This is a genomic window from Cellvibrio sp. PSBB006, assembly GCF_002162135.1.
Lineage (GTDB): Bacteria > Pseudomonadota > Gammaproteobacteria > Pseudomonadales > Cellvibrionaceae > Cellvibrio.
In genome coordinates, this window is sequence record NZ_CP021382.1 from 1,675,994 (window position 1) to 1,702,150 (window position 26,157).

At 50.7% G+C, this 26,157-nt stretch carries 22 protein-coding genes and 1 pseudogene; 16 read left to right on the plus strand and 7 right to left on the minus strand.

Annotated elements, in window-relative coordinates; genetic code table 11:
• Both CBR65_RS06955 and CBR65_RS06960 read left to right on the plus strand, forming a co-directional pair.
• On the plus strand, positions 1–3,099 hold the full coding sequence (locus CBR65_RS06955) for an efflux RND transporter permease subunit (protein ID WP_087466186.1): 3,099 nt from the start codon (positions 1–3) through the stop codon (positions 3,097–3,099).
• 44 nt (positions 3,100–3,143) lie between these two features.
• The gene (locus tag CBR65_RS06960; protein ID WP_157671999.1) at positions 3,144–4,055 is read left to right on the plus strand and encodes a Gfo/Idh/MocA family protein; all 912 of its coding nucleotides are present in this window, start codon (positions 3,144–3,146) and stop codon (positions 4,053–4,055) included.
• A 3-nt stretch (positions 4,056–4,058) separates the two neighbouring features.
• Here CBR65_RS06960 and CBR65_RS06965 read toward each other — a convergent pair whose 3' ends face one another.
• Entirely contained in the window at positions 4,059–5,027 is a 969-nt protein-coding gene (locus CBR65_RS06965; RefSeq protein WP_087466188.1) for a hypothetical protein, read from the minus strand.
• Between the two features lie 162 nt (positions 5,028–5,189).
• Between CBR65_RS06965 and CBR65_RS06970 the strand changes: the two genes are divergently transcribed.
• Positions 5,190–6,458, plus strand: a complete 1,269-nt coding sequence (locus tag CBR65_RS06970; RefSeq protein ID WP_087466189.1) for a hypothetical protein — start codon at positions 5,190–5,192, stop codon at positions 6,456–6,458.
• Between the two features lie 192 nt (positions 6,459–6,650).
• Positions 6,651–7,442: a TIGR01458 family HAD-type hydrolase gene (locus CBR65_RS06975; RefSeq protein WP_087466190.1), complete on the plus strand. Its 792-nt coding sequence runs from the start codon at positions 6,651–6,653 to the stop codon at positions 7,440–7,442.
• Between the two features lie 257 nt (positions 7,443–7,699).
• Here the strand turns inward: CBR65_RS06975 and CBR65_RS06980 are convergent, their stop codons facing one another.
• Positions 7,700–10,354, minus strand: coding sequence for a TonB-dependent siderophore receptor (locus tag CBR65_RS06980; RefSeq protein ID WP_198300894.1), 2,655 nt, complete (start codon positions 10,352–10,354; stop codon positions 7,700–7,702).
• A 434-nt stretch (positions 10,355–10,788) separates the two neighbouring features.
• Here CBR65_RS06980 and CBR65_RS06985 point away from each other — a divergent pair, with 434 nt between their 5' ends.
• The 9 genes from CBR65_RS06985 to CBR65_RS07025 all read left to right on the plus strand — a co-directional run bounded on the left by CBR65_RS06985 (position 10,789) and on the right by CBR65_RS07025 (position 18,782).
• Entirely contained in the window at positions 10,789–11,352 is a 564-nt protein-coding gene (locus CBR65_RS06985) for an outer membrane beta-barrel protein (protein ID WP_087466192.1), read from the plus strand.
• Between the two features lie 75 nt (positions 11,353–11,427).
• Positions 11,428–12,348, plus strand: a complete 921-nt coding sequence (locus CBR65_RS06990; RefSeq protein ID WP_198300895.1) for a phosphoribulokinase — start codon at positions 11,428–11,430, stop codon at positions 12,346–12,348.
• Positions 12,345–13,145, plus strand: a complete 801-nt coding sequence (locus CBR65_RS06995) for a mannosyl-3-phosphoglycerate phosphatase (RefSeq protein WP_087466193.1) — start codon at positions 12,345–12,347, stop codon at positions 13,143–13,145. Before CBR65_RS06990 ends, CBR65_RS06995 begins: the two co-directional genes overlap by 4 nt.
• 15 nt (positions 13,146–13,160) lie before the next feature.
• The gene (locus CBR65_RS07000) at positions 13,161–14,384 is read left to right on the plus strand and encodes a glycosyl transferase (RefSeq protein ID WP_087466194.1); all 1,224 of its coding nucleotides are present in this window, start codon (positions 13,161–13,163) and stop codon (positions 14,382–14,384) included.
• Positions 14,385–14,393: 9 nt separating this feature from the next.
• Entirely contained in the window at positions 14,394–16,127 is a 1,734-nt protein-coding gene (locus CBR65_RS07005; RefSeq protein WP_232461375.1) for an alpha-amylase family glycosyl hydrolase, read from the plus strand.
• Positions 16,128–16,197: 70 nt separating this feature from the next.
• Positions 16,198–17,367, plus strand: a complete 1,170-nt coding sequence (locus tag CBR65_RS07010; protein WP_087466195.1) for an AAA family ATPase — start codon at positions 16,198–16,200, stop codon at positions 17,365–17,367.
• Positions 17,368–17,465: 98 nt separating this feature from the next.
• The gene (locus tag CBR65_RS07015) at positions 17,466–17,831 is read left to right on the plus strand and encodes a helix-turn-helix transcriptional regulator (RefSeq protein ID WP_087466196.1); all 366 of its coding nucleotides are present in this window, start codon (positions 17,466–17,468) and stop codon (positions 17,829–17,831) included.
• Positions 17,832–17,854: 23 nt separating this feature from the next.
• Positions 17,855–18,385: an SRPBCC family protein gene (locus CBR65_RS07020; protein ID WP_087466197.1), complete on the plus strand. Its 531-nt coding sequence runs from the start codon at positions 17,855–17,857 to the stop codon at positions 18,383–18,385.
• Between the two features lie 112 nt (positions 18,386–18,497).
• A complete protein-coding gene (locus tag CBR65_RS07025; protein ID WP_087466198.1) occupies positions 18,498–18,782 on the plus strand; it encodes a hypothetical protein in 285 nt (94 codons plus the stop codon).
• Positions 18,783–18,797: 15 nt separating this feature from the next.
• Here the strand turns inward: CBR65_RS07025 and CBR65_RS07030 are convergent, their stop codons facing one another.
• The 5 genes from CBR65_RS07030 to CBR65_RS07050 form a co-directional block, all read right to left on the minus strand.
• Entirely contained in the window at positions 18,798–18,971 is a 174-nt protein-coding gene (locus CBR65_RS07030; protein ID WP_087466199.1) for a YqaE/Pmp3 family membrane protein, read from the minus strand.
• 211 nt (positions 18,972–19,182) lie between these two features.
• Positions 19,183–19,716, minus strand: coding sequence for a hypothetical protein (locus CBR65_RS07035; protein WP_087466200.1), 534 nt, complete (start codon positions 19,714–19,716; stop codon positions 19,183–19,185).
• A gap of 147 nt (positions 19,717–19,863) precedes the next feature.
• Positions 19,864–20,805 carry a co-chaperone DjlA gene (gene djlA / locus CBR65_RS07040; protein WP_087466201.1) on the minus strand — a complete coding sequence of 314 codons (942 nt, stop codon included), beginning with the start codon at positions 20,803–20,805 and terminating at the stop codon, positions 19,864–19,866.
• Positions 20,806–20,847: 42 nt separating this feature from the next.
• A complete protein-coding gene (locus CBR65_RS07045) occupies positions 20,848–22,668 on the minus strand; it encodes a YbhB/YbcL family Raf kinase inhibitor-like protein (protein WP_087466202.1) in 1,821 nt (606 codons plus the stop codon).
• Between the two features lie 167 nt (positions 22,669–22,835).
• Positions 22,836–23,339, minus strand: coding sequence for a hypothetical protein (locus tag CBR65_RS07050; protein ID WP_198300896.1), 504 nt, complete (start codon positions 23,337–23,339; stop codon positions 22,836–22,838).
• Between the two features lie 388 nt (positions 23,340–23,727).
• Here CBR65_RS07050 and CBR65_RS07055 point away from each other — a divergent pair, with 388 nt between their 5' ends.
• The 3 genes and pseudogenes from CBR65_RS07055 to CBR65_RS22685 all read left to right on the plus strand — a co-directional run bounded on the left by CBR65_RS07055 (position 23,728) and on the right by CBR65_RS22685 (position 26,153).
• Positions 23,728–24,891, plus strand: coding sequence for a hypothetical protein (locus CBR65_RS07055; protein ID WP_087466203.1), 1,164 nt, complete (start codon positions 23,728–23,730; stop codon positions 24,889–24,891).
• Between the two features lie 42 nt (positions 24,892–24,933).
• Positions 24,934–25,680: a ferritin-like domain-containing protein gene (locus CBR65_RS07060; RefSeq protein WP_087466204.1), complete on the plus strand. Its 747-nt coding sequence runs from the start codon at positions 24,934–24,936 to the stop codon at positions 25,678–25,680.
• A gap of 84 nt (positions 25,681–25,764) precedes the next feature.
• Positions 25,765–26,153, plus strand: a pseudogene (locus tag CBR65_RS22685) (DUF2243 domain-containing protein).
• Positions 26,154–26,157 lie beyond the last annotated feature (4 nt).

The window sequence follows — 26,157 nt, forward strand, 5'->3', positions numbered from 1 at the left end:
ATGAGCCTCGCACGCCCGTTTATCCGCCGCCCCGTTGCCAGTAGTTTGCTGGCCGTCGCGATTGTATTGGTCGGACTGCTGGCCTGGCGGATGCTGCCAGTGGCCCCGCTGCCGCAGGTGGATTTTCCGTCGATCCAGATTTACGCCTCTTTACCCGGCGCCAGCCCGGAAAGCATGGCCGCCACCGTTGCCACGCCCCTTGAGCGTGCACTGGGCAGTATCCCCGGCGTGACCGGCCTGAATTCCAACTCCAGCCAGGGCGCGACACAAATCTGGCTGGAGTTCGATCTCGACCGGGATCTGGATTCCGCCGCCCGCGACGTACAGGCCGCGCTTAATGCGGCGCGTGGCCAACTGCCGGCGGGGATGCCGGGCATGCCAACCTACCGCAAGATCAGCCCATCCCAGGCGCCGATTATGGCGCTGGCGTTAAGCTCGCCGAACCTGTCCCCCAGCGCACTCTATGACGCAGCCTCTACCATCCTTGCACAAAAACTGTCGCAGATTCGCGGCGTGGGTCAGGTGGGCATCGACGGCGCCTCCCTGCCGGCGGTACGCATCCAGCTCAACCCCGGCTCCCTCGCCCATTACGGCATCGCCCTGGACGAAGTACGCAATGCCATCGCCAACGCCAACGTGGTGCAGCCGCTCGGGTTGTTGGAAGAAAACGAGAGCCGCTGGCAGATCCGCACCAGCGACACCCTGCGCAGTGCCGCCGACTACAAACCGCTGATCATCCGCTACCAGGAAGGCGCGCCGGTGCGTTTACAGGATGTGGCAGAGGTGACCGATTCGGTGGAAAACCGTTACGCCAGCGGCTTTCACAACCAGCGCTCCGCTGTGACCCTCACGGTCAGCCGCCAGACCGGCGCGAACATCATGGAAACCATCGACGCCATCAATGAGCAAGTGCCAGCTTTGCGCGCGCTGATGCCCACCGATACCGAATTAAAAGTGGTGATGGATCGCTCTCCCGGCATTCGCGCCACCTTGAAAGAAGCCCAAATTACGCTGCTGATCGCGGTGTTGCTGGTGGTGGGCGTGGTCTGGGCATTCCTCGGCAGCGCCCGCAGTGCATTGATTCCCAGCCTGGCGATTCCGGTTTCGCTGATCGGGGCTTTTGCGGTGATGTACCTCTACGGCTTCTCGCTCAATAACCTGTCGCTGATGGCATTGATCGTCGCTGCGGGATTGGTGGTGGATGATGCGATCGTGGTGCTGGAGAACATCAAGCGTCATATCGAGCGCGGATTGTCGCCTTATCGCGCTGCCATTCGTGGCGCACACGAGGTGGGGTTCACCCTGCTGGCGATGAACGTCACCCTGGTGGTGGTGTTTGTGTCCATCCTGTTTATGGGCGGCGTAGTGGAAAAACTCTTCCGCGAATTCTCAATCACTCTAGCCGCCGCCATGCTGATTTCCCTCGCCGTCTCCCTCAGCCTGACACCGAGTTTATGTGCCCACCTGCTCAAATCGGACGCACCGCTGGTGCCGGGACAGGAGAAAAAACCCACCATATTCGATGACATCAAACACGGTTATGCCACCAGTTTGAACTGGGCCTTGCGCCATAGCCTGCTGGTGATTCTGCTGTTGACTGCGGTGATCGGCGTGAATATCTACCTGTACGTTGCGATTCCCAAAACTATGCTGCCGGAACAGGACACCGGCCAGATCACCGGCTGGATTCGCGGCGACGACGGCTTCTCCTTCCAGATCATGCAGCCCAAGATCGAGGAATTCCGGCAGTTGCTGTTGTCCGACCCCGCGGTTGAAGACGTCTTCGGCGCCAGTGGCGGCGGCATGGGCGTGAGCAATGCGTGGATGCGCGTCAGCCTCAAACCCATGGCCGAACGCGGCGTGCCCGCTGAAGAGGTGGTGGACCGCATACGGCGACGTATGCCCCAGATTCCCGGTGGCATCCTGATGATCGGCGTGGATCAGGATATTCGTTTGAACTCGCCCTTCAGTCGCAGTGAGCAAGAACTTCTCATGCTGTCGAGCGAGGTTGAACCCCTCCAAAAATGGGGCGTTAAGGTCACACAAGCCATGGAGAAACTGCCAGAGCTAACCAGCATCGACGGCGAGCGCGGCGAAGGCGCCCAGCAGGTGGTGATTGATATCGACCGCGAGGCGGCGCAACGCCTGGGTGTGGATATGGCCATGGTGGCCTCGCTGCTCAACAATTCTTTCTCGCAGCGGCAAGTCTCCACCATGTACGACGAGTTCAACCAGTATCGGGTGGTGATGGAGCTGGAGCCGGAGTACACCTCCACGCCGGCGGCGCTGGAGCAAATCCAGGTTATTACCCGCGATGGCAGCCGCGTCCCACTCTCGACCTTTGCGACTTTTGGTTATGGCCTGGCCAACGACCGGGTGCGTCATACCAGGCAATTTGCCTCCGTGAGTATTGGGTACGATCTGGCGGAAGGCGTCACCGCTGAACAGGCCCGGGCAGCCATTGATAATTTGCTGGCAGAGCTGATGGTGCCTTCCGAAGTCCATGTGGGTCCGCCGGGCAGCAAACAGGCTGGCTGGGGGCCAAGCACACCGGGTACCGATCAGAACCAGGCATGGCTGATCCTTGGCGTATTGCTGGCGGTGTATCTGGTGTTGGGTATTCTGTATGAGAGCACGATTCATCCCTTGACGATTCTTTCTACCCTGCCCTCAGCCGGTGTGGGCGCGCTGCTGGCGTTGCGGCTGAGTGACACGCCCTTCAGCTTGATTGCCTTGCTGGGTTTGTTCCTGCTGATCGGCATCGTGATGAAGAACGCGATCCTGATGATTGATTTTGCGCTGGAAGCCGAGCGCCGCGATGGACTGTCTTCCCGTGAATCCATTTACCAGGCAGCGTTGCTGCGCCTGCGCCCGATTTTAATGACCAACCTCGCCGGCCTGCTGGGCGCCATCCCTCTGGTGTTGGGTTTCCACGAAGGGTCTGAATTGCGTCGTCCGCTGGGGATCACCATTATCGGTGGGCTCGCGGTCAGCCAGCTCCTGACGCTCTACACCACGCCGGTGGTCTATCTTTACATGGAACGCCTGCGCCAATGGGGCCTGCGCCGCAAGTCGATATTGGTTGCCCGCAACCCGTAATCGGATCATACGGTTACGCCAATAATATTTTGGGTGAATTTTTTATGCGTATTGCAATGATCGGTCTGGGCGATATTGCCCGCAAAGCCTATCTGCCGGTGGTGGCAAATCATCCGGAGATTACCCCGCTGTTATGCACGCGCAATACGCAAACGCTTGCGGCTCTCGCGCAGCAATATCGCGTGGCCGATTGCTTTAATACCTTGGAAAGCCTGCTCGCCGCCAAGCCGGATGCGGCAATGATTCATAGCAACACCGAAAGCCACGCACACATTGCCACGCAATTATTGAACGCCGGTATCCCTACGTTTATTGATAAACCGCTCAGTTACCAATTGCATGAATGTGAAGCGTTGCTGAACCTCGCCACACAAAAAAATATTCCGTTAACTGTCGGCTTCAATCGTCGCTTCGCGCCGTTGATTGCACCCCTGGCGGACGTCGCCAACCCGCTTCATATCCACTGGCAAAAAAACCGCGTTAATCTACCCAATAGACCGCGCATTTTTATTTACGATGATTTTATTCATGTACTGGACAGCCTGCGTTTTCTCGCACCGGGCATCCTGCAAAACCTGCACATCACTACCCACGGAAAAACCAACGCCCTCGGCGCCATTCAGGTGCAATGGCAGCGCGATAAAACCTTGCTGACCGCCAGCATGAATCGTGTCAGTGGCGTAACCGAAGAGCGTGTGGAATTTTTTGCGACACAACAAAAATGGCAAATCGACAGCCTGACCACCGGCGTACATTACGAGGATAACCAGGCCCGTTCCCTGGGCTTTGGCGATTGGGAGAACACACTCTACAAACGCGGATTTGTCACTATGATCAATGCCTGGGTGGCGCAGGTACACAGTGGCCAGTTAAGTGCGCACGATGACATCCTCGCCACCCACGCACTCTGTGAGCGCGTCGTAAATAAAGCCGAGATGATGCTCAGCAACAATTAGTCATTAACGGTATTTAGGCAAGATCGACGGATCGCTATCGGTTTGTGGCGCATCCAGTAAATACAGATAACTGTTGTGATTGTGCTGCGCACCCACCTGATCCAGATAACCGATAGATTCCGGCAACTGTACCTGCGGCAATTTAATGATCACTTGCGGTTGCTGCCAATGACCGGCCAATTCCGCAATACCAATCGCCGCATCAATCGCCAAGCGATATACATCCGGCACCGCTTCGGGCACCTTATCTTTCACAATATCTTTTAAACCCGCATAGCCGAAAGGAACCACATCGAGCGGATTGATCACCTGAAAACTGGTGGCATATTGGCTGAGCCAGTTGGCAAAATCCGGATCGCCAGCGGTGGGCGGCGCAAAACCGTATCCCATGCAATTCACTTTGCCGCTCCAGCTTTGGGATTGACTCAAGACCCAGGGTACAAACACCGTCACTAACCCGGCACCCTGACTGTGGCCTGTAACATAAATGGTGATCTCAGTTTGCTTGCCGACCCGGCTGAAAAATTGCCCAAGTGTTTCACCGGTATCCGGATCACGCCCGTTCAACAAGGCTTGCTGCGCCTCAAGAAAATGTGACGATACCTTACCCTTGGGTACGGGCAGTCCCTGGGCTTTTTCCTCTGCCGTTAACGCAGGGAAAAAGGGAAAGTTTTGTTGTTCGGTAGGTACGTCCTCCCAAATACTGCCGCGCTGCTCGATCGTGCCGCGCAGCACAATCGAGTACTCTGCTGTCTGCACGTGCTGGGCCACAAATACCAGGTTATCGCCCCAGCCGTGCACTACTGGCCCCCATACCAACGACCACAAGCCTTGGGTCGCGTAATGCGTCTTCATCAACTCCTGGATCAGCGCCTGTTTTAATTTATTGATCGCCAGGCCTTCATCGACATAGGCCAACCCTGCCAGGGTCATTTGAACACCGGCCTGTTGTTTATCAAATACTGTTGTCATCTGTTTTTCCCTGTTGTTAACAATCCACTAGAAAGGATAGACCAATAAATTTTTGATGCGCCCTGAACAGGCTCAGGGCACTCTGCTAAGATGTCGCGAACTACCACTTGCTGTCCTTGTCTCTAACCTTATCCACCCAAAAAATACCCCCAAGAGTCGCTTATGCCGTTGATTGATCGTCGCATCACCGTTCTTTACACCCTGTTTTATTCCCTCGTGTTCAGCCTGTGGTCGCTGTCGGTCCAGGCGGACGAAACGCCCTATTATCAACTCGACTACACCGTGGAACTGCAGCCGGAAAAAGATCGGGCGTTTGTGATCATGGAAGTCGATCGTGGCGATTTGTTGCGGCACATCGAGTTCGACGTTAAGCGCGATGTGTATACCAACATCAGCGCAAACGGCGAGTTTATGATCAAGGATGGCAGAGCCATCTGGAAACTGCCGAAGGAAGATGCACGTCTCTCTCTGTACATCAAAATTACCCACGAGCGCGATCCGGGTGAGTTCGACGCGATGATGACGGAAGACTGGGCGATCTTTCGCGGCGACGATATTATTCCGGCCATCCATACCTATGAAGCGCCCGGCGCCACCGCCAAAGCCACGCTGGAATTCAAACTGCCCAAAGACTGGAGCATTGAAACCGGTTGGCCACGCAAACGCGGTGATACGTTTCGCATCGATAACCCCGAGCGTCGCTTTGACCGTCCCACCGGTTGGATGATCGCCGGCGACCTCGGCACCCGTCGCAGTCAGATCGGTAACACCAATATTGCCGTCAGTGCGCCTAAAGGTTCCAACCTGCGCCGGATGGACGCCCTTACCTTTCTCGGTTTTGTGTGGCCGGAATTGGAAGATGCTTTCGGTGAATCACCCAAAAAATTATTGATTGTCGGTGGCGATGATCCGCTCTGGCGCGGCGGCTTGTCCGCAGCCAATTCACTGTTTTTACATTCTGATCGACCGATGGTCGGTGAAGATGGCACCAGCCCGCTTATTCACGAATTGGTGCATATGGTCACGCGCATCAGTGCCGTCAAGGAAAAGCACTACAGCGACGACTGGATTGCAGAAGGGCTGGCGGAATTTTATTCCATTGAATTGCTGTATCGCGCCAACGGCATGCCGAAAGAAAGACGCAACAAAATCATGTCCAAGCTGCGTAAAAAAGGCGCCGAGATTGAAAACCTGCGAGCCAAACGTTCCTACGGCGCGATCACCGCACGGGCAGTGGTGTTACTCGATGAACTCGACCGGGAAATTCGCACGCGCAGTAAAGATAAATATAACATTGATGATGTCACGCGCGCGTTAATTCCTATCCGCAAAGTATCCCTGGACGACCTGCGCGAAGCTACTGAAGATTTAATTGGCTCTAACGTCAAGGCTTTGCAATCGCCGTTGTTGAAGGTACCTAAGGCAGATTAGTTTTGGCGTACTTGAAAAAATGAATGCGCTATTTGTGTGCATCTAAAGATACATGCACACAAAGATAATAGTCACAAGGAAGTGTATGCGGTAAATCCATTTGCACAATTGGCAGAGAAGGCATAAGTTTACAGTGGTATCCAAATGCCGGTGTACTCGGTAAATCGCACGTCCACTTGCAAGGAGTTTGTTATGCCATCAAATTCCATTCAACTGATTCTACTCGATCTCGATGGCACCCTGTATGTCGGCAATGAAGTCATTCCCGACGCCCCCGCCGCTCTTTCCACGCTGCGCGAACAAGATTATGCCCTGCGCTTCCTCACCAACACCACCACCCGTTCACACGCCGAGCTGCTCACACAGTTGCGCGAGATGGATTTTGTGCTGGACGACAATGAATTAATCAGCGCACCGGCTGCCGCACGCATGGAGTTGCACGCCATGCAAGAAAAGCGCGGCGAGAAAATACGACTCTGGCCAGTCGTGGCAGACGCTATCAAGCCCGACTTTGATCAATTTATTATTGACGAACAACAACCGGATTTTATCGTGCTGGGTGATATTGGCGACCAGTGGAACCTCGCATTAATCAATCGCCTCTTCAACGCCATGCACAGCGGTGCGCAATTAATTTCCCTGCACAAAAATCGTTTCTGGCAAACAGCCGACGGTCTGAAAGCCGACATTGGCTTCTTCGTCGCTGGCCTTGAATACGTCACCAATCAAACCGCGCAAATCATGGGCAAACCCACCGCTGCATTTTTTCAGCGAGTGCTGGACTCTGTTGGTGTGAGTGCTGACAAGGCGATATTGGTGGGCGACGACCTCGACAGCGATGTCGGTGGCGCGCAGGCGATGGGAATTAAAGGGGTGTTGGTAAAAACCGGCAAGTTTCGCCAGAATTATCTGGATAAATCGGATATTAAACCGGATGGGGTGTTGGACACGGTTGCTGAGTTGCCTAGGTGGTTGAAATATTAAGCAGGATAAAACAAATGAATACGGCGGCACTTCGCTATACGTTTGTCATTAGGGCTTGTGTTTCGAAAACGCATGAATACATCCCTGTAGCTCCCTCAAGTCATCCGTGACTTGAGGGTTTCGAAACACAAGCCCTAACGCCAAACTTGCATCGTGCAACCGTCAGCTTACCCGCGATTTACAGTTCATTTTTTACTATTTTCGTAAAATTTTAATTGTAGAGAATCCTTTCTCAACACTTCATCAGAATTTATTTACTAAAAACTATACCCCACCTTCGCATACCAATAAGCACCATTAAAACCAAAAGGTGCGGAACGGCGGGAGTAGGTGAAGATGCCGGGGCTATCGACGATGACATTGCCGCCCGGTGAATCCTCCAGCACACCGCCGCGTGTATTACCGATAGTATTTTTATCGGGGTATTCATCGAAGATGTTATTGCCACCCAGGCTCAATGTCAGTCCATTATCAAAACCGTATTCCACGTTGAGATCGGTTAGCACTTTCGCACCGTAGGTTTGGCGGCCACCATCTTCGACGGTGTATTCGCCGTAACGGTTCAGCGCCAGGTTAACGCGCCAGTTGTCCAGTTGATAATAACCGCTCAGGCTGATGCGATCTTCCGGCTGCCATTCTTCGATGATGGAAATATCTTGCGAACTGAACACTACATCAGCATCAAGTTGCGCGAGTGATCCCGCTTGAGAGGTAAACAGATCGACCACATCCGTTTCGGTTTTGTTTCCGGCCAAAGTTAAATCCAGGTTGCCACCAAGAAAATCGATGCCGGCATAGTTAATCACCAGATCAACACCGCGCGTTTCTGTGTTGGCGCCATTCAGGAAAAATTGTCCGGCACCGGCGCCCACAGCGTCCAGTGCATTCCCCAGGGTACCGCTGGGATCATCGGCGCCGCTTAAACGATTACTGATTACAATACGATCGTCGATATCTATCGCGTAGTAATCCAGAGTAATAGTTAATCGATCAACCGGCGTTAATACAAAACCCGCGCTGTAGTTGGTTGATTCTTCTTCTTTCAACTGCGGAATACCAATGGCTTGGGCCAGTTCGCTGTCATTGCGGAAAGTACCGACTTCCACCAGGATTTGTGGGCCACCCGGGTCAGCGGGGTTGGTGACAAACTGCGTACCGATGTTGTTGAAATACAATTGCTGCATGGAAGGCGCACGGAAGCCGGTACTCGCAGCAGCGCGCAAACGCAGGATGTCGTTCACCGCCCAATTTGCACCCAGTTTGAAGTTGGTGGTGTTGCCGAAATCCTCGTAATCATCAAAGCGAACGGCGGCAGTTACCAATACGCTGTCGGTTAATTGATAATCGGCGTCGACAAATGCCGATATTACATTGCGATCTTCATCGACTGCTGACCCCGGAGCAATGCCGGGAAAACCTTGAATACCGCCACCGGCATCCTGCGGGTACAAGGCGACCCCACCATTTTCCAGATCAGTGTCGTAGTCCAGATACGCGTATTCCTCACCGGGATTAATCTGGTAGTCATCAATTCGATATTCAAAACCCGTCGCAATGGAAAGATCGCCAAAGGTGTTATCGAAATCAATATTGAAGGTTTGTAGACCCAGTTCCAGACCGTAAGCATACGCAGAACGGGGGATGCTACTGCGAATATCGTCATCGGATAAACCTTCTTCGAAATTCAGATAATTCACGTAAGAATAGTTGATTGAATTGCTGGTGTCGTAATCAATTTCGTTACGCCCGTTGGTGTAGGACACATCCATATCCCAACCGTTGGCGAACTCAATGCGGTAACCAACACTCGCTGAAAAATCATCGATTTGTGAATTGATGTGCGGCAAGAAACCCATGGGAATAACATTGTCACCATCATCCAGCGCTGCTGAGTAACCTGAGCTGGGGTTGCGGTATAAAGCGCCGGACGTCGCTTCGCGTTCGGAGTAAGTAATAAATCCATAAGCCTCGCCCCCGCCAACATCAACAGCACCATTGAGTATCAAGGCTAATTGATCAGAGTCGGCGTCGCCAATGCGATAAACATCGCGATTAAAATCAACTTCACGCGGATCATCAGCCTCGACAATGCCGTTATCATCGCTGTCTACACAACCACCAAAAACACAGTCTCCCGGCATGCCTGCACGGTTGGTTCTGCCACGATCACGGAAATTCAACGTCATGTTGATATAACCCGTATCGCCCAGGTTAAAGCCTTTATTGACATCCAGATTGATGGTTTCACCATCACCTTCGGAATACTCACCGTAGTAGGCGCTGACGTTACCGCCTTCGTCAGCATCCCTGAGCACAATGTTAATCACACCGGCTATGGCATCCGAACCGTATTGCGCCGCTGCACCGTCACGCAGAACCTCAATGCGCTTTATCGATGCTGCAGGAATTGCATTCATATCCACCCCTGCCGTGCCGCGTCCTACAGAGGTGTTGATATGAATTAACGACGCTTGATGGCGCCGCTTGCCATTAATAAGTACCAGCGTTTGATCCGGCCCTAAACCGCGCAGGGTCGCGGGCCGCAGTGCATCGGTACCGTCGCTGATGGTCGAGGACGAAAAATTAAATGATGGCGCCAGGCTTTGTAACATGCGCCCCACTTCCGTTTGGCCGGTTTTTTCCAGCGCTTCTGTGCCGAGCACATCCACGGGCACAGGTAAATCTTCGGCGGTACGTCCCCGGGTTCTGGTGCCGACAATGAGTAGCTCTTCTACCGCTTGGGGCTGATCGCCCGGCGCATTTTGTGCCTGTGCAACGACACTGCTGATAGCCAGAGGTAATGGCAATAGGATGGCAGCGAATAACGATGTGGAAAGTTTTTTTGTTACTGGATGGTGAGAATGACGAGTGTATTGATCCAACTGCGAACAAAAAGCTGTGTGATTTGACATGCATGCGCTCCAATAATCCATGAGGTTTGTCAGCTGCAGCATCCGATCATCATTTTTACGATAATCAGCTACATCGCTCGCTACCATAAATTCATCCATGACAGAGCGATAATATTTTTTCCATCTTTAAAGCGAAGCGTTAGTTGTTCATTGTTATAAAAAACGCGTGTTTTAAAAAATAATTGATAAAAGCCGTGACCTGAGTCAAACAAACGTAAGAATCAAGCATATTTTTGGTCAGCTTTTTAATCTCTATGGTGCTTTTGTAAAAATTCGTCGAATGTTAATTTTTGTTTTGTCGCATTAACTTGCACTCTCCGCCCCATTTCAATGCAACAGAAGACTTTTTCTCCTTTGCAAACATCAGTATCATGTCAGCCTATTCCACATATTCAGTAAGTAACCCTATTTAATAACAATGAAAGGACTACTCAGTGCATCCTGCATCCAAACTCGCTCACATCCTGTCAACCCTGCTGTTAACCCTGGCTGCAACCAGTGCTTGCGCCGATGTAGTCGTCACACCAACATTGGGACGTAGCAAGATCGACTTAAAGCCCGCCTATGCCATTGATGGCGAAGGCACGCGTGTGGACGGCACCATTACTGGTGTCTCTGTCGGTTATCAGTTTGAATCCAATATCCTGATTGGCGGTAATTTGTCGTTCACCTATGGCGATAATTTATTCAGTGCAACTGATGATTATCGTTTGTATGAAGGTCGCGCTTTTATCGGCTATGTGATCCCGCTGCATGATCATTTTCGTATCACTCCCCTCGCCGGTATCAGCCGCTGGGAAATGGACACCAAAGAAGGTCGCTTCCTGAATCCCGGCCCCGAAGCCAAAGATGAATTTACCGGCAGTGATTCATTTGCCGAGTTAATGCTGGAATTTCCGATCACCGATCTGGTGGTAGTTCACACCAGCTATACTCAATCCAACTTTATCTTCGGGCGGACCAAATCGTTTCGCGGCGGCGTCACCTTTCAATTTTAATAAGCGACCGCTTTCTGGTCTCCAACTTGCTTATCTCTCAATATTGCTTGTATTCATTCATCATGAGGGCAGATTATGCGATGGGATGATGTCGTGCCGGCGGTCCAGCAATTGATGGTGGAGCAACAATTACCGGCGGACTTTTTGAATGTGTGCAAGACGTCTTATTTTCCGCTCGCTCGCTATCTATTAACAAAAAAGCAAGCGCTCGCAAGACCGCTGATCATCGGCATTAATGGTGCACAAGGCACGGGCAAATCCACACTTGCCGCACTCTTGCAGTGCATGCTGGAGCGCGGTGCGCACTGGCGCTGTGCCAACCTATCCATTGACGATCTCTATCTCACGCGCGCGCAACGCAACCAACTCGGCTTATCCGTTCACCCCCTGTTAAAAACCCGCGGGGTTCCCGGCACTCACGACGTTCAACTCGGGGTATCACTCATCAACGATTTATTGCATGCGCAAACCTCGCGGGCGGTTGCGCTACCGCGCTTTGATAAAGCACGGGATGATCGCAAGCCTGTGGAAGAATGGTCACAACAAGCTGTGCCGGTAGATATCATTATCCTTGAAGGTTGGTGTGTGGGCGCTGTTGCGCAGCCCGCAAGTCAACTTGCAACGCCCGTCAATGACCTGGAAGCCACAGAAGATTGTGAAGGCCAATGGCGTCGTTACGTGAATCTGCAGCTGGCTGAACATTACCAACCTTTGTTTGATCAGTTTGATTTTTTAATTATGCTCAAAGCTCCCTCCATGGAAGCCGTTGAAGAATGGCGCTGGTTACAGGAGCAAAAACTGATAGCGAAATCCCATGGCACAGGACAGGGACTGATGACACAAGCGCAGGTCAAACGGTTTATTCAGCATTATGAAAGGTTAACCCGCTATATTCTGGAGGAAATGCCTGGTCGCGCTGATCTGGTCTTTCATCTCAATGACAATCACCATATTGAGAAAGCCACAGGCAGCTTAACAACCGGAATGCGCTTATGAGACTACTGATTTTTACCGATCTGGATGGCACATTGCTGGATCACCACAGTTACAGTTTTGCGCCGGCCCTGCCCGCTCTCACCGAAATCCGTCGACGCGGTTATCCTTTGATTCTCGTCTCCAGTAAAACCCGCACCGAGTTACTCAACCTGCGCGAAGAGCTGCAACTGGAATTTCCGTTTATCTGCGAGAATGGCGCCGCTGTACATTGGCAAGAAAATAACCGTTGGCAGTGTCAGGCGTTCTCTCCACCGCGCGCATCTATCGACGCGGTTTTGCAGGAGCTGCGTCGAACCTGTGACTATCGCTTTACCGCGTTTATGGATTGCACCGCTGAACAAATTGCCACCTTAACCGATTTGCCCCTTGAAAAGGCCCGCCTGGCGGGTGCCCGCGAATACACCGAACCGTTGTTATGGCAGGACTCTTCTGAAAGATTACACCGCTTTCTCCAGCAATTAGATGAGCATGGCTTACAAGGTGTTCAGGGTGGTCGCTTTCTCAGCATCATGGGAAAATTCAGCAAAGCCAGTGCAATGACATGGCTGGTGCAACGTTACCAATCCCAGGCTCCGACAATGACCATTGCCCTTGGCGACAGCCCGAATGACGAGGCGATGTTACAAGCCGCTGACATCGCGGTCGTGATTCAATCGGATCGATCGGCACAGCTTGAGGTCAATCAACCCAGGTGGGTTATTCGCACCTCACAACCCGGTCCTGCTGGCTGGCAGGAAGCGATGGAACGTATCTTACACACCGATTTACACGCACTTTATTCCAATAACAATTCATAACCAACGAGGCGCAACATGGGCGATTTTCATCAAACCGGTATGATCACTACACTTCACAACATCGCCAAAAGACCGGTGGATGCGATGGAAGCTGAATTAAATCAATTCAAAACTGCACGACCCATGTCCCTGGTTTTACCCTCACTCTATTCGGAATTATCCGGTGATGCGCTGGGCAATATCATCAATGAATTAACCAAGGTGCCTTATCTGAATGAAATCGTTATTGGCCTGGATCGTGCAGACCGTGAAGAGTATCAACACGCACTGAAATATTTCAGCACCTTGCCGCAGTATCATCGGGTTTTGTGGAATGACGGTCCACGGTTGATGGCCATTGATAAACAATTACAGTCACTGGGGCTCTCGCCCAATCAGATGGGTAAGGGCCGCAATGTGTGGTATTGCTTCGGCTATGTGTTGGCATCCGGACGCGGCATGTCCGTTGCACTGCATGATTGCGACATAGTGACCTATAACCGCGAAATGTTGGCGCGCTTGATTTATCCCGTGGCGAACCCTGCGTTTAACTACGAATTCTGTAAAGGGTTTTATGCACGGGTGGCGACCAACAAAATGGGCGGTCGTGTCAGTCGTTTATTTGTAACACCCTTGCTGCGCACCTTGAAAAAACTCTGTGGTTACAGCGAGTATCTGGAATACCTCGACAGTTTTCGTTATCCGCTCGCGGGGGAGTTTTCCCTGCGCACCGATGTGATCAACGATTTACGCATCCCCAGTGATTGGGGCCTGGAGATCGGCGTGCTGTCGGAGATGCATCGCAACTATGCGACCAATCGTTTGTGTCAGGTCGATATTGCCGATATCTATGACCACAAACACCAGGAGGTTTCCGCCGACGATGCAAACAAAGGTTTATCCAAGATGAGCACCGACATTGCCAAGGCATTGTTTCGCAAACTGGCGACCAATGGTGAAGTGTTTTCCACTGAAAAAATTCGCACCATCAAAGCAACCTATTATCGGATCGCGTTGGATTTTGTGGACACCTACCATAACGATGCGCTGATCAATGGCCTGGGTTATGACCGCCATATTGAAGAGGCCACCGTAGAATTATTTGCACAAAATGTCATGCGCGCCGGAGAGTTTTTTCTGGAGAACCCTATGGATCGCCCCTTTATACCCAGCTGGAATCGGGTCATCAGCGCGATACCGGATATTCTCACTCAACTCAAACAAGCCGTAGAAGACGATCACCGGGAATTTTCTGCCTAGGAACCCACTATGACCACTGCGATGACCGATTTAATCCGCCGGGTGAAAGAGCATCTGACGTTTATTTATCCTGATCTTGATCATGAATCCCTGGCGCGGGAACTGATTGCTTTGATGGGTATTGATGAGCAGTGTCGCAGCCCACAGGCACACCGCAACAATTGGGATGAAGCTGATACGGTGTTGATTACCTATGGCGACTCCATCGTCAAGCCCGGCGAGCGGCCACTGATTACCTTGAAACAATTTCTTGATCAGCATTTACAACACACCATCAGCAGTGTGCATATATTGCCGTTTTTTCCCTACAGCTCTGACGACGGTTTTTCGGTGATTGATTACCTCACCGTAAACCCATCGCTGGGCGAATGGGATGATATCAGCAGCATTGCGACGGATTACAAACTCATGGCGGATCTGGTGATCAATCATGTATCCAGTCGCGGGCGCTGGTTTGAAAATTTCAAGAAACGGGTTGATCCAGGCCAGGATTATTTTGTTGAAGCTGATCCCCGCCTCGATTTGTCAGCAGTGGTTCGGCCCCGCAACACGCCGCTGTTATATGAATACGAAACCCTTGCCGGGCCACGCCATGTCTGGTGTACCTTCAGTGCTGACCAGGTGGACCTGGATTTCAAAAATCCTGCGGTTCTGAAGGAGTTTATTAATATCATTCGCCATTATCTGCAATGGGGGGTAACACTTTTTCGCCTTGATGCCGTAGCGTTTTTGTGGAAAGAAATCGGTACGCCCTGCATTCATTTGCAACAGACCCATGAAATTATCAAACTATTGCGCACATTAGTTGAACACCACAGTCCCGATGCCGTGATCATCACAGAAACCAATGTACCTAACCGTGAAAATCTCACCTATTTTGGCAACGCTAACGAGGCCCACTTAATTTATAACTTTTCACTGCCGCCCTTGTTGTTGTATACGTTGGTGAGTGGTGACTGTCGACACTTAAAAACCTGGCTGATGAGTATGCCACCGGCACAAGCAGGGACGACTTATTTAAATTTTATCGCGTCTCACGATGGCATTGGTTTGCGCCCACTGGATGGTCTGGTCAGTGATGAAGAGCGACAACGCATGGTAGATACCATGAACGCTTTCGGGGGCAAAGTCACTTACCGCCGCGCACAGGACGGCAAGGATAATCCTTACGAATTAAATATTGCGTTATACAGCGCGCTGAAAGGCACCATGCACAATCCCGACGATGGTTGGCAGCAGCAGCGCTTTATTTGTGCTCACGCAATTATGTTTGCCCTGGAAGGTATTCCGGCGATTTATATTCACAGCTTGTTCGGTACCGAAAATGATTACCAGCGCCTGGAGCACACCGGTCGCGCACGCTCTATTAATCGACACATCTGGCAATATGAAGAGTTGGAGCACGCGCTGACCAATCATCAGCAACACCATCGTTTCATCTTTGATGAGTTACTGAAGATATTGGCTATTCGTCGCCAGCAAACCGCGTTTCATCCCAACACGACACAGTTCACCATGCATTTGGGCACCAAGGTGTTTGCGTTCTGGCGACAAAGTATTGATCGCCGGCAGAGTGTGTTTTGTTTGTATAACATTACCGACGAGCAACAGGTGATCAACCTTGCCGATATTAATTTGATCGGCACCGATCGCTGGGCTGATTTAATCAGCGGCGAACGCTATGACAACCTCGGCGGGCAACTCACGTTGGCGCCCTATCAGTTTGTGTGGATCTCCAACTAGCAGGCTTGACAGTAAAGGCTTCGTTCACGCATCGTAAGCAGCTCACGAATGGCTGAACAGATCACGGATTATGATAACCACACTGGCTGTTGCGAATTATCGTTCGCTCAATGAATTAATTATTCCGCTCGGAAATCTCAACGTCGTCACCGGTGCCAACGCCAGTGGCAAATCCAATCTGTATCGCGCCCTGCGTTTATTGGCAGAAACGGCCCAAGGTGGCGTGGTGCGCGCACTGGCTAAAGAAGGCGGCCTGGACTCAACATTCTGGGCCGGCCCCGAAAAAATTACCCGCCGGATGAGCCAGGGTGAGGTTCCTATCCAGGGTGGACCGAGACAGGATGTTCAACGCCTGCGTCTGGGATTTTCCAGCGATAACTTCAGCTACGCCATTGCGTTAGGCTTACCCATCCCCTCAAGCTCTGCTTTCGCTTTTGATCCGGAAATAAAACGGGAGAGCATCTGGGTCGGTGAACAATATCGTCCGGCAAGTTCATTGGTGGAACGTGATGGTGGTGTCATCAAGATTCGTGAAAATCGCAGCTGGGATGTTATCGCACAACACACCAATACGTTTGACAGTTTATTCACCCAGGTGGCTGATCCGGTAAAAACCCCCGAGGTCATTGCCTTACGCGAAGACATTCGCAACTGGCGTTTTTACGACCACTTTCGCACCGATGCCGATGCACCGGCGCGGCAACCGCAAATCGGTACGCGTACCCCGGTATTGCATCACGACGGCCAGGATTTGGCTGCTGCATTGCAAACCATCAAGGAAATCGGCGATGGCAAAGCCCTTAACGAGGCTATTGATGACGCCTTTCCCGGCGCGCGCTTACAAATTGTGATGCAGGCCGGCAATCGTTTTGCGGTGGAGTTGCAGCAGGAAGGTTTACTTCGCCCCTTGTCCGCCGCTGAATTATCCGACGGCACCTTGCGTTATTTATTATGGGTTGCCGCATTGCTCACGCCGCGCCCGCCTGCATTGATGGTGTTGAACGAACCGGAAACCAGCCTGCATCCGGATCTATTACCCGCCCTCGCCCGCCTGATTATCCGCGCCGCCGAACACACCCAGGTGTGGGTCGTGTCGCACGCCAGTCGTTTGATTGCCGCATTGGAAAGCGCGCCGACGTGTAACTCCATTGCGCTGGAAAAACATTTGGGACGCACTCGCGTTGTTGGTCAAGGCATGCTCGACGAACCCGCCTGGAATTGGCCAGACAAGGGACGTTAATCGTTTCGGCTCTTCCTGTTACTCCATTGCAGAAAGCCACAAATAAATATTAAACCAAAAGGTTGACAATTATTCTTTACGGGAGGAAACTAAACCATATGGTTAACAATACTCAAGCACAACTGGATGCGGTATTTCACGCACTCGCAGATCAAACACGGCGCGCCATGCTGCAAAACCTGGCGGCGCAACCGCGTACGGTGAGCGAGCTGGCCGAGCCCTTCGCCATGTCACTCGCCGCTGCGTCGAAGCATATCAAGGTGCTGGAACGTGCCGGCCTCGTACAACGGCGCATTGAAGGACGCACGCATATTTGCCAATTGGATGCACGCCCTATGCACGGCGGCATGGAATGGATTCGCCATTACGAAATGTTCTGGCATCAACAACTGGACGCTTTGGAAGCGGTGTTAAAGGCCGAAGACAAAGTGAACAAAAAGAAGCGCACCACTCACAGTCCTTAACCAACTTACCACGGAGGTTCATCATGAACAGTTACGGCGCTCTTATTGCTTCCGATACCTTGCGTATCGAACGTGTTTTACCCGGCCCTATCGAGCGGGTTTGGGAATACCTGACTGACTCAGACAAACGCAGTACCTGGTTGGCCGCAGGCACTATGGACCTGAAAACCGGTGGCCGGGTTGAGCACCGTTTTAATAACAGTGATTTAACCGAAGACGATGATTTACCGCCACCTAAATATTCGCACTGCCAAAATGAACAATTGCTGCTGGGGGAGATTACCGCCTGTAAACCACCGCACCTGTTAAGTTACATTTGGAATAAAGGTTCAAGCGAAGAATCAGAAGTGTGTTTTGAGCTTTCACCCAAAGGCGCGGAGGTTGCACTGACGGTTACACACCGCCGGTTAAATTCACGCGGTGAAACACTGAGTGTAGCGGCAGGCTGGCATGCACACCTGGATATATTAATTGCAAACCTGAAAGAGGAAGTACCGCCGGGTTTCTGGCGCAACCATACGCATCTGGAAGCGGAATATGAACGACGTTTGTGATTAACGAACCGGTAAATGTTTGGCGTTAATTGATCAAATGCGGGATGTCAGATAGAACATTTCGACCTGTCTGACATCCACATAAGAGGCATCCTATGCAGAGGCGCTTCTTATGCAAACTGCTGTATTACTCATCCTGACCTTTACCACCCTGGCCGCCGCAGCCTACACCCATTATCGTGTTCCCTATCACACCCGCAACGCCAGGAATCGTTGGTTTGTGCACTTTCTGCTAATAATTGTGGGCATCGCTTTTGGCTGGGTTAACAGCCAACGCTACCCATTGAACGGCTTATGGGAACTACTGGTATTTCTCAGCTCGTTTGGTGTTATCCATATTCCAGCGGCCGCGATTTTGTTTATCAAGCGCCAGCAGAAGATCGAGAAACACAAGTAATCCGGCGCAGCTGCATCAATGCTTAAAGATGACATACAACGCATGAATAATTCCTGGAATAAAACCCAACAGAGTGAGCAGTATATTCAGCCAAAAATGTCCTTTAAAACCTACCTCCATAAAAACACCCAGTGGAGGGAGAATAATGGCCAGGATAATTTTGATCGGATCTGTCGCTGTAAGTGGCATTCGAGAATCCTCTAGTAAGCCTAACGATTTAAGCGATACGCTAATTTACTTTGCACAGAACGTCTGTGCGAACTCACACATGCTTAAGAGGATCATTTTCATTGCTGAACGTTGAAAAGGTAAACCGAATTAATGAATCAAGTACAAAGCTGTCGCTGACCGAGGATGAAAACTATTTCTGCATATCCTTGTGCAAGAAGAATTGTTAAACCTATAAACTGCTAACCGTTTTCACCTGTAGCGTGCTAAATGCATCACTCGCCTCTTTGAGCTGGTCTGTGCTGCTGGCGTGAACAGCGACAATGAATTTACCTTTTCGCAGAGCTGACTGGGATACGCTCACATAGGGCATATGATCCGGACGCAATGTCATCAGACCGCCGAACATCATGCCAAATATCGCACCAAACGCGATGGCTACAGCAGCTGCGGTTACCGCATTAACCACCACAAACGCTATGCCCAGCGCAAACAATATTAAAAACAATAACAGACCCGCTACCGCTCCGGCTAAACCAAGCCAAACATGTGCGCGCAACAGTGTGTGCCAGATACCACGATCCTCAGGCTCCAGTTCCCACCCGGGGTGGCGATCATTGGGACCGACAACAAAAATCTGTTGATTCTGCAAACTGGTTGTCTTGCGCAGAATGTCGACGGCTCGTTTAGCACTGAACTCGTCCTGAAAAATGGCGGCAACTTTGTGATCGAAATGCTCACCGGAAATACTGGTTGCGATCTTCATTGTCTTTACTCCGATAAAGATAGTATTACTATCTTGACCAGATGCACTATACGAGGTTTCTTATCGTGCGCCGGCGAGACTATTTTTTGTTAGTCGTGTCACGTTACCAACATCGCTGAGGACAATAAGAAATCAACGAAACGCAAATCAGGCAGCGGCCTTTTCTTTTTTTATACAATCATAAGCTGATTGAATAGTTTTGAAGCGTTCCGTAAGCGCTTTGATCATAAAAGGCGGCAGCCCCTGCCCAATGAGCTTGTCCGGATGAAATTGACTGGCCAGTTTTTGATAGGCTTTTCTGACCTCCAGATCACTGGCGCTTGGGGTTAAACCCAGCGCATCGTAGGCACAGTGTGATTGCTCTTTTTCAGTGGCAAATCCTTTGTAGCGTTTTTTTCCCTGAGTCCATCCGCCGCTGACTTTCTGTTCCTTGAAAGGTTGCTCTGGCGAGCCTTGCGAGGAACGTTTATGTGTAGCGGTTTCGTCATAAGCGCGTTGTGTATCCGCCTGCGCAGAATCATCCAGCTGATCATCACCGAATCGTTCCTGCGAAGACAACATCTTCAATAACTGCTCAAATGTAATATTGGAATAGCCCAGGGCGCTGGCTATCTCCTGCACAGCACCCACTTCTTTGTTCACCAACAGCCCGTCAACACGCGCGATGCTGACCAGATAGACCAACAAAATTTGCGTTAAACTGCTGCTCTTGCGTGCAAGCCCCTGAAATTCCTGAAGTGCATTGTTTAACTGAAAGTCCGGTGCAGCACCACGCTTGAAGTACTGAATAGCTTGACGCTTTTGCGGTGCGGCCAAATGCATTTTTTCCATAAACGTTTCCGTGCGTTTGATCTCCTTGGCGTTTACTGGCCCATCTTTTCGTGCAACATAACCCAGTAAACTGAATACGGTTTTAAAGAATATCTGCTCTACTTCATTAAAACCATTGCCATTAAAACCATTGTCGCTTGTGCCTCCCTTGCCCATTTGGCCGCTGAAGAAAAAACCAAGCTTATTACCGGTCACAGCCATGGCAATAAAATAAATTACCACCACGCCGAGGAGGACTGCAATTATCTGTAGGAGCATAGAATTTTCCGGTCGGTTTATGAAGTGCTCACACACTCGCCATTAGCGAGCAAATGTACCCACTATTCTTTCACTGGCCACAACGTGCCCTTCCATCGCAGCAAGCAATTCATCGCGGGACAGCCCGAAGCTAACGTCCAGGCGCGTATCTAACGCGAAAACCTGAAAATGGTAACGGTGTGCCGGGTCGCCAATCGGCGGTTTGGGACCAAAATAACCTATCGCACCTCGATCATTTTTTCCCTCCATGGCACCTTTCGGTTTTACCAACTCCGGCAGCGGGGGCACACCTTCTTCCAGCTGTGTTACATCCGCCGGCAGGTTATAGAGCAGCCAGTGAACGAACGGCGGATTTTCATCAACATCCGGATCTTCCATGATCACCACATAACTTTTCGTTCCTTCGGGTCCGACTGTCCATTGCAAGGGCGGTGAAATATTTTGACCGTCAGCCGAAAATTTTTCTGGTATGGCGTCGCCATCAGGAAAAGCCGGAGACTCCAAACCCAGGGGTTGCGCATCGCCTAATAATTCAATTGCAAGACCCGCCGTATTATCGCCGTCCGGTGGAGGAGAAGTTGCATCGACGACGCGAATGTCAGTATTCCAGGAGTTGGTAGGTGGACCGACGTGGTGACGCCCACGGGTTTTGCCGGTGTAGGTAATACGGTAGATCACACCGTTGGTGTCATCAGCCACCAACAGCGAGCCGTCCTTCGCTTGGGCAATACCCGCGAGCCGTCCACGATGCACCCAATGCTTGCCTTGGCGAGACAAAAAACCTTGCGCGAAGGCCTCGAAGCCTACCGGCTTTCCCCCTTCAAATTTTATGCGCGCCACTTCGTAACCTGATGGAGGTTTACGGTTCCAGGAACCACGCATAGCCACAAAGACATCACCATGGTAATCATCAGGAAATTGCTCCGCCGTGTAGAAAATCATCTGCATCGGCGCAGCGTGAGGCGTATAAAAACCTACTGGCTCGACGCTTTTGGCAGCCCACTCAGCAAGACTGATGTCACCTGGTGGTTCGTCCTGCGGATTGAATTTACTTGCACCATATATATAAGGCCAGCCATAACGTTTGCCTTGAACAAGGTGATTCAGCTCCTCGTATTGTTCGTTGTCACCCAACCAGTCAATACCATGATCCATACCATAGAGTTCGCCGCTCTGCGGTTCAAAACCAAATCCGATAGTGTTGCGCAAACCCGATGCAAAAATACGGCGGCTTGAACCGTCCGGCTCCATTTGCAATATCGTTGCGCTTTCCGGATTTGTTTCATCACATGCATTACACGTAGAACCAACCGAGACGTATACTTTCCCGTCCGGGCCGACGACCAGCGTTCTATTGGGATGCTGTCCTCCGTCCGGCAAGTCATCGACGATATGTTCCAGAGGTGCGAGATTTCCATCCGGCTGAATGGTGGTGCGATACACATCATTTACTGTCGCGAGGTACATCGTATTATCGCTGATGGCAATCCCATGCATACCGGGTCGATTGGCGACAATGCGCTGCTCGTCCGATTTTCCGTCGCCATTCGTATCGCGCAACAAAAGTACATCGCCAACGGAGCGACGCGTAATATAAATTGTTCCATCGTCCGCCACCGCCATCATGCGTGGATTGACAAGGTCTTTAGCAAACACATTGATTTCAAAACCACGCTGCACGGCGATCTTGTGCAGCTTGTTGTCGACAGACACCTGTTTCGGCTCAAGGACATGACCGATGATAGTAACATCGGCCGCTTCGGGATCTCTCAATTGTTCGGAAACCGGTCTGAACGCCTGAGCCGAGGCAGAAAAAGCAATGCAGGTACAGCCGAGCAATAACCATGTGAGCAATTTATTCATCTTTCACCTCGGGCATCTTTCGTTTCGGGTGCTACACTTCGGTCTGTTGGCTAACCGGTGCGGTGATAATTAATTGCAAAGGATGTGCCGGGACGAGAATGGTATCCATGCAATATAAAAGTCACTTTATTGCATCGTATTTTTTCTGACATTTTTCACAGTAAAAACTACGCCGATGGCGTCTTTCCCACATGCGCCCGGATAAATGGTATATCACAACGAGGACATATACTTTTATTGTGGGCCAACCAATGCTGGCGAAGCACATAGGCTTTTTTCCATGCCAAAAATTCAAAGCTATAGATGCGCGCTTGTTCAATCAGCGTCTTTAACTTTTTTGATGGCAACCCGCCCACCAATGACAGCGGATGGACTCGAATCCGAAAAAGCACTTCGTTCTTGATAATGTTGCCAACACCGGCAAAGATATCCTGATTCAACAGCGCATCGCAGACAAATGTGTCCGGCAGGTTACGCAATTTTTTTTGCGCAAGAGCAGGATTCCATTGATCCGACATAACATCGGTTTGCCAGTCATATTGACTGTCTAATGTGTCTTCCACATATTTGACGGAGCAAGCGTAAAAATTGAGTTCCGTTGCATCAGCGAAGCGTAAACTTAATCTTGGTGCCGTGTCTTTTCGATCATTGATCCGGTAGCTGCCAAACATCAGAAAATGAACCTTTAGCGAAACATCCGGAAGCTCAATAAGGAAATGCTTTCCCCAACTGCGGAAATAGCCTTTTCACATTAGCAGCAACAGCTTCATCCATAGACCAGAAAATTACCTGGATAACGCAGCGCTTCGTTTGTATTCACCAGATTGTCCAGCTGCGTTCTTACTTTTATACCAGCCCGGCGATCCATGTCTGTAAAATTTACAGTGACGTTGTAAAAACATCGGCGCCAGACTCTTCACTGACGCACAAAATTAAAAAAAATCACTTTTCAACTACAGAAATAAAATGTGTGACGTGGTATGTCCATTGCAATGAGCAGATCTCAACAGAACCTACTGTTATTTAATTCCCTTGTTCTTTATATCTGAGGGTCACACTATGAGTATAAAATTGTTTGATAACCGTGGAACGCCGTTAGAACGACAAAAATTTACCTGGCGGGAGCTCGCCATCAAGCCACTGAGTAAGCTGGACGACGACGCATTTACGAGAGTTCGCGTCATCCTGATGAATGGTATTGAACAGCAGGTAAACCGCTTCCAACACATGTGCGGACAATTCAACGGCAACCTGCGCCTCCCGCTCGCAGAAATTCGTCGTGTCGAGCATCATCAACAAACGATGATTAACTGGCTCATCGGCTCTGATCACTCACCGCTGGAAACAACCATAGGCTACGAGCAGGTCGCGATTGAAGTTACCGCTGCGATTGCGCAACAAGAACCGGATGAGTATCTGGCGCAAACTTACCGCTACGGTTTGCTCGAAGACTTTGATCACATGTATCGCTATTCTGCGCTGATGGATCGGGTGGAAGGGAAAGATGCCAACAATATTCTCCAGAGTTACACGGATATTCTGCCAGGCCGACCGACGGTTGAAGAACACCGTGCGCCAGAAGATGATTTACGCCATCACTACGATCACAAAGCCGCTTTTCCGGTATCCAAACTCAATGCGCTGACAATTTTCTCCGGTGAATATCAAACACGCGATTACTACATGAATATCGGGCCAACGTTCAGCGATCCGGTTGCGCGCGCGTTGTATGCCGAAATCGCGTCGATCGAGGAACAACATGTAACCCAGTACGGCTCCATCATTGACCCGAACGAAACCTGGCTGGAAAAATGGTTGTTGTATGAAGCAAATGAAGTTTACAACTACTACAGCTGCGTAGCGGCAGAGACTAACCCGCGCATTAAAGCTATCTGGGAACGCTTTCTGGATTACGAGTTAGGCCATCTGCATGTTGTCACAGAGCTATTCAAAAAATACGAGCGTCGCGACCCCGCCGAAATATTACCGGATGCTCTGCCCGATCCTATTTCCTATGAAAGCCAACGGGATTTTGTGCGGCAAGTGCTAACAGAAGAAATTAATCTGCGTGCAAAAGGTCCGGATTACGTTGATAAGAGCCAGGAAAGCCAGAAATCAAAAGATTATCGCGATCATCTCAACTCTACCGGTTCGCCTTCTGAAATGGTTGCTGAACAATACCGCTGGCAGCCAGGAACCGAACTGAGCAAAAAAATCGCATAACCAGACTCTTTCCTGACTAGATAAATTGAAGAGGAATACATTATGGAACCGAATACCAAAATGGGCAGCAATAAAACTGGCATCGATATGTCGCCTATTCTCAGCAAAGAAATGATCGAGGGCAGTAAAAAACTGAAACTTGATGGCGCAGATGGCTATACCAACCTCACACTATTGGAACAATTTTATCTGGATAATGACGATCCTCTTGGTTCTGTGCCCATGCCGGGAACGGTAAAAGGTGTCGTAAAGTCTGCTACCAAGATGTTAACTGGTCATCATCCAGAAGTGTTTTTAAATAAACTTGGGGAACGCCTGGCATTTGAACGCAGTGGTGTACGCATTTATGAGCAACTTATTTTGAAATGTGAACACATGGCAGCCAATAGTATGGATGGCTTAAAGCTCCCACTGGAAAAACTACAGGAATTCCATGACCAGGAAGCCGAACATTTTTATTTATTGGTGGAATGCATGGAAACCCTGGGTGGCGACCTGACAGCACAGACGCCAGATGCCGATGCGTCCGGTGTAGCAGCATCGGGGCTAATGAAAGTCATTATGGACCCACGCACATCCGTTAGCCAAAGCCTGGAAGCTATGTTATCCATTGAGTTAACGGATAATGCTGCGTGGGAGTTGCTGATAAAACTGGCCGAAGATATGGGCTTGAGTGATATGGCCGACAAATTTCGCCATGCCTTGCAGCAGGAAAATGTTCATCTTGAAACTGTGAAACAGTGGTACGAAGAGAGTGTGCGCGAACAGGGCATAATGCGGTTGTCGTAGACAGCAGAAGCAGGAACGTGCGAGCTGATTATGCGAAACTTTCCTCGATCCCGCTGGGGTGGCGTGCTCATTGGTATAGGACTGATGGCCGCCGTTGATGAAATAATTTTTCATCAGCTATTGGGGTGGCATCACTTTTATGATGGTGCCACCCCGGCGATCGGTTTACTATCGGACGGGCTGCTGCACGCAGGAGAAATTGTTGCGCTGGTAGCCGGTTTTTTATAATACTGGATCTGCGTCAGCACAATGCGCTACACCTGACGCACACTTGGGCCGGAGGATTTCTGGGTTCGGGAAGCTTTCAGGTTTTTGACGGGATTATTAATCACAAAGTTTTACGTTTGCACCAGATACGCTACGAAGTGCCCCTTTTGCCTTACGATATTATGTGGAATTTGGTGGGCTTCGCGTTGATTATTGTCGGCGTTCTGTTGCTGCGGCGTGCGCGACACCCCTGCCTCAAGATCTAAATCA

Bases quoted from the DNA above. Each gene is read 5' to 3' on its own strand.
- CBR65_RS06955 (WP_087466186.1), top strand. From the start codon at position 1: ATGAGCCTCGCACGCCCGTTTATCCGCCGCCCCGTTGCCAGTAGTTTG.
- CBR65_RS06960 (WP_157671999.1), top strand. From the start codon at position 3,144: ATGCGTATTGCAATGATCGGTCTGGGCGATATTGCCCGCAAAGCCTAT.
- CBR65_RS06965 (WP_087466188.1), bottom strand. From the start codon at position 5,027: ATGACAACAGTATTTGATAAACAACAGGCCGGTGTTCAAATGACCCTG.
- CBR65_RS06970 (WP_087466189.1), top strand. From the start codon at position 5,190: ATGCCGTTGATTGATCGTCGCATCACCGTTCTTTACACCCTGTTTTAT.
- CBR65_RS06975 (WP_087466190.1), top strand. From the start codon at position 6,651: ATGCCATCAAATTCCATTCAACTGATTCTACTCGATCTCGATGGCACC.
- CBR65_RS06980 (WP_198300894.1), bottom strand. From the start codon at position 10,354: ATGTCAAATCACACAGCTTTTTGTTCGCAGTTGGATCAATACACTCGT.
- CBR65_RS06990 (WP_198300895.1), top strand. From the start codon at position 11,428: ATGCGATGGGATGATGTCGTGCCGGCGGTCCAGCAATTGATGGTGGAG.
- CBR65_RS06995 (WP_087466193.1), top strand. From the start codon at position 12,345: ATGAGACTACTGATTTTTACCGATCTGGATGGCACATTGCTGGATCAC.
- CBR65_RS07000 (WP_087466194.1), top strand. From the start codon at position 13,161: ATGGGCGATTTTCATCAAACCGGTATGATCACTACACTTCACAACATC.
- CBR65_RS07005 (WP_232461375.1), top strand. From the start codon at position 14,394: ATGACCACTGCGATGACCGATTTAATCCGCCGGGTGAAAGAGCATCTG.
- CBR65_RS07010 (WP_087466195.1), top strand. From the start codon at position 16,198: ATGATAACCACACTGGCTGTTGCGAATTATCGTTCGCTCAATGAATTA.
- CBR65_RS07015 (WP_087466196.1), top strand. From the start codon at position 17,466: ATGGTTAACAATACTCAAGCACAACTGGATGCGGTATTTCACGCACTC.
- CBR65_RS07020 (WP_087466197.1), top strand. From the start codon at position 17,855: ATGAACAGTTACGGCGCTCTTATTGCTTCCGATACCTTGCGTATCGAA.
- CBR65_RS07025 (WP_087466198.1), top strand. From the start codon at position 18,498: ATGCAAACTGCTGTATTACTCATCCTGACCTTTACCACCCTGGCCGCC.
- CBR65_RS07030 (WP_087466199.1), bottom strand. From the start codon at position 18,971: ATGCCACTTACAGCGACAGATCCGATCAAAATTATCCTGGCCATTATT.
- CBR65_RS07035 (WP_087466200.1), bottom strand. From the start codon at position 19,716: ATGAAGATCGCAACCAGTATTTCCGGTGAGCATTTCGATCACAAAGTT.
- djlA (WP_087466201.1), bottom strand. From the start codon at position 20,805: ATGCTCCTACAGATAATTGCAGTCCTCCTCGGCGTGGTGGTAATTTAT.
- CBR65_RS07045 (WP_087466202.1), bottom strand. From the start codon at position 22,668: ATGAATAAATTGCTCACATGGTTATTGCTCGGCTGTACCTGCATTGCT.
- CBR65_RS07050 (WP_198300896.1), bottom strand. From the start codon at position 23,339: ATGTTTGGCAGCTACCGGATCAATGATCGAAAAGACACGGCACCAAGA.
- CBR65_RS07055 (WP_087466203.1), top strand. From the start codon at position 23,728: ATGAGTATAAAATTGTTTGATAACCGTGGAACGCCGTTAGAACGACAA.
- CBR65_RS07060 (WP_087466204.1), top strand. From the start codon at position 24,934: ATGGAACCGAATACCAAAATGGGCAGCAATAAAACTGGCATCGATATG.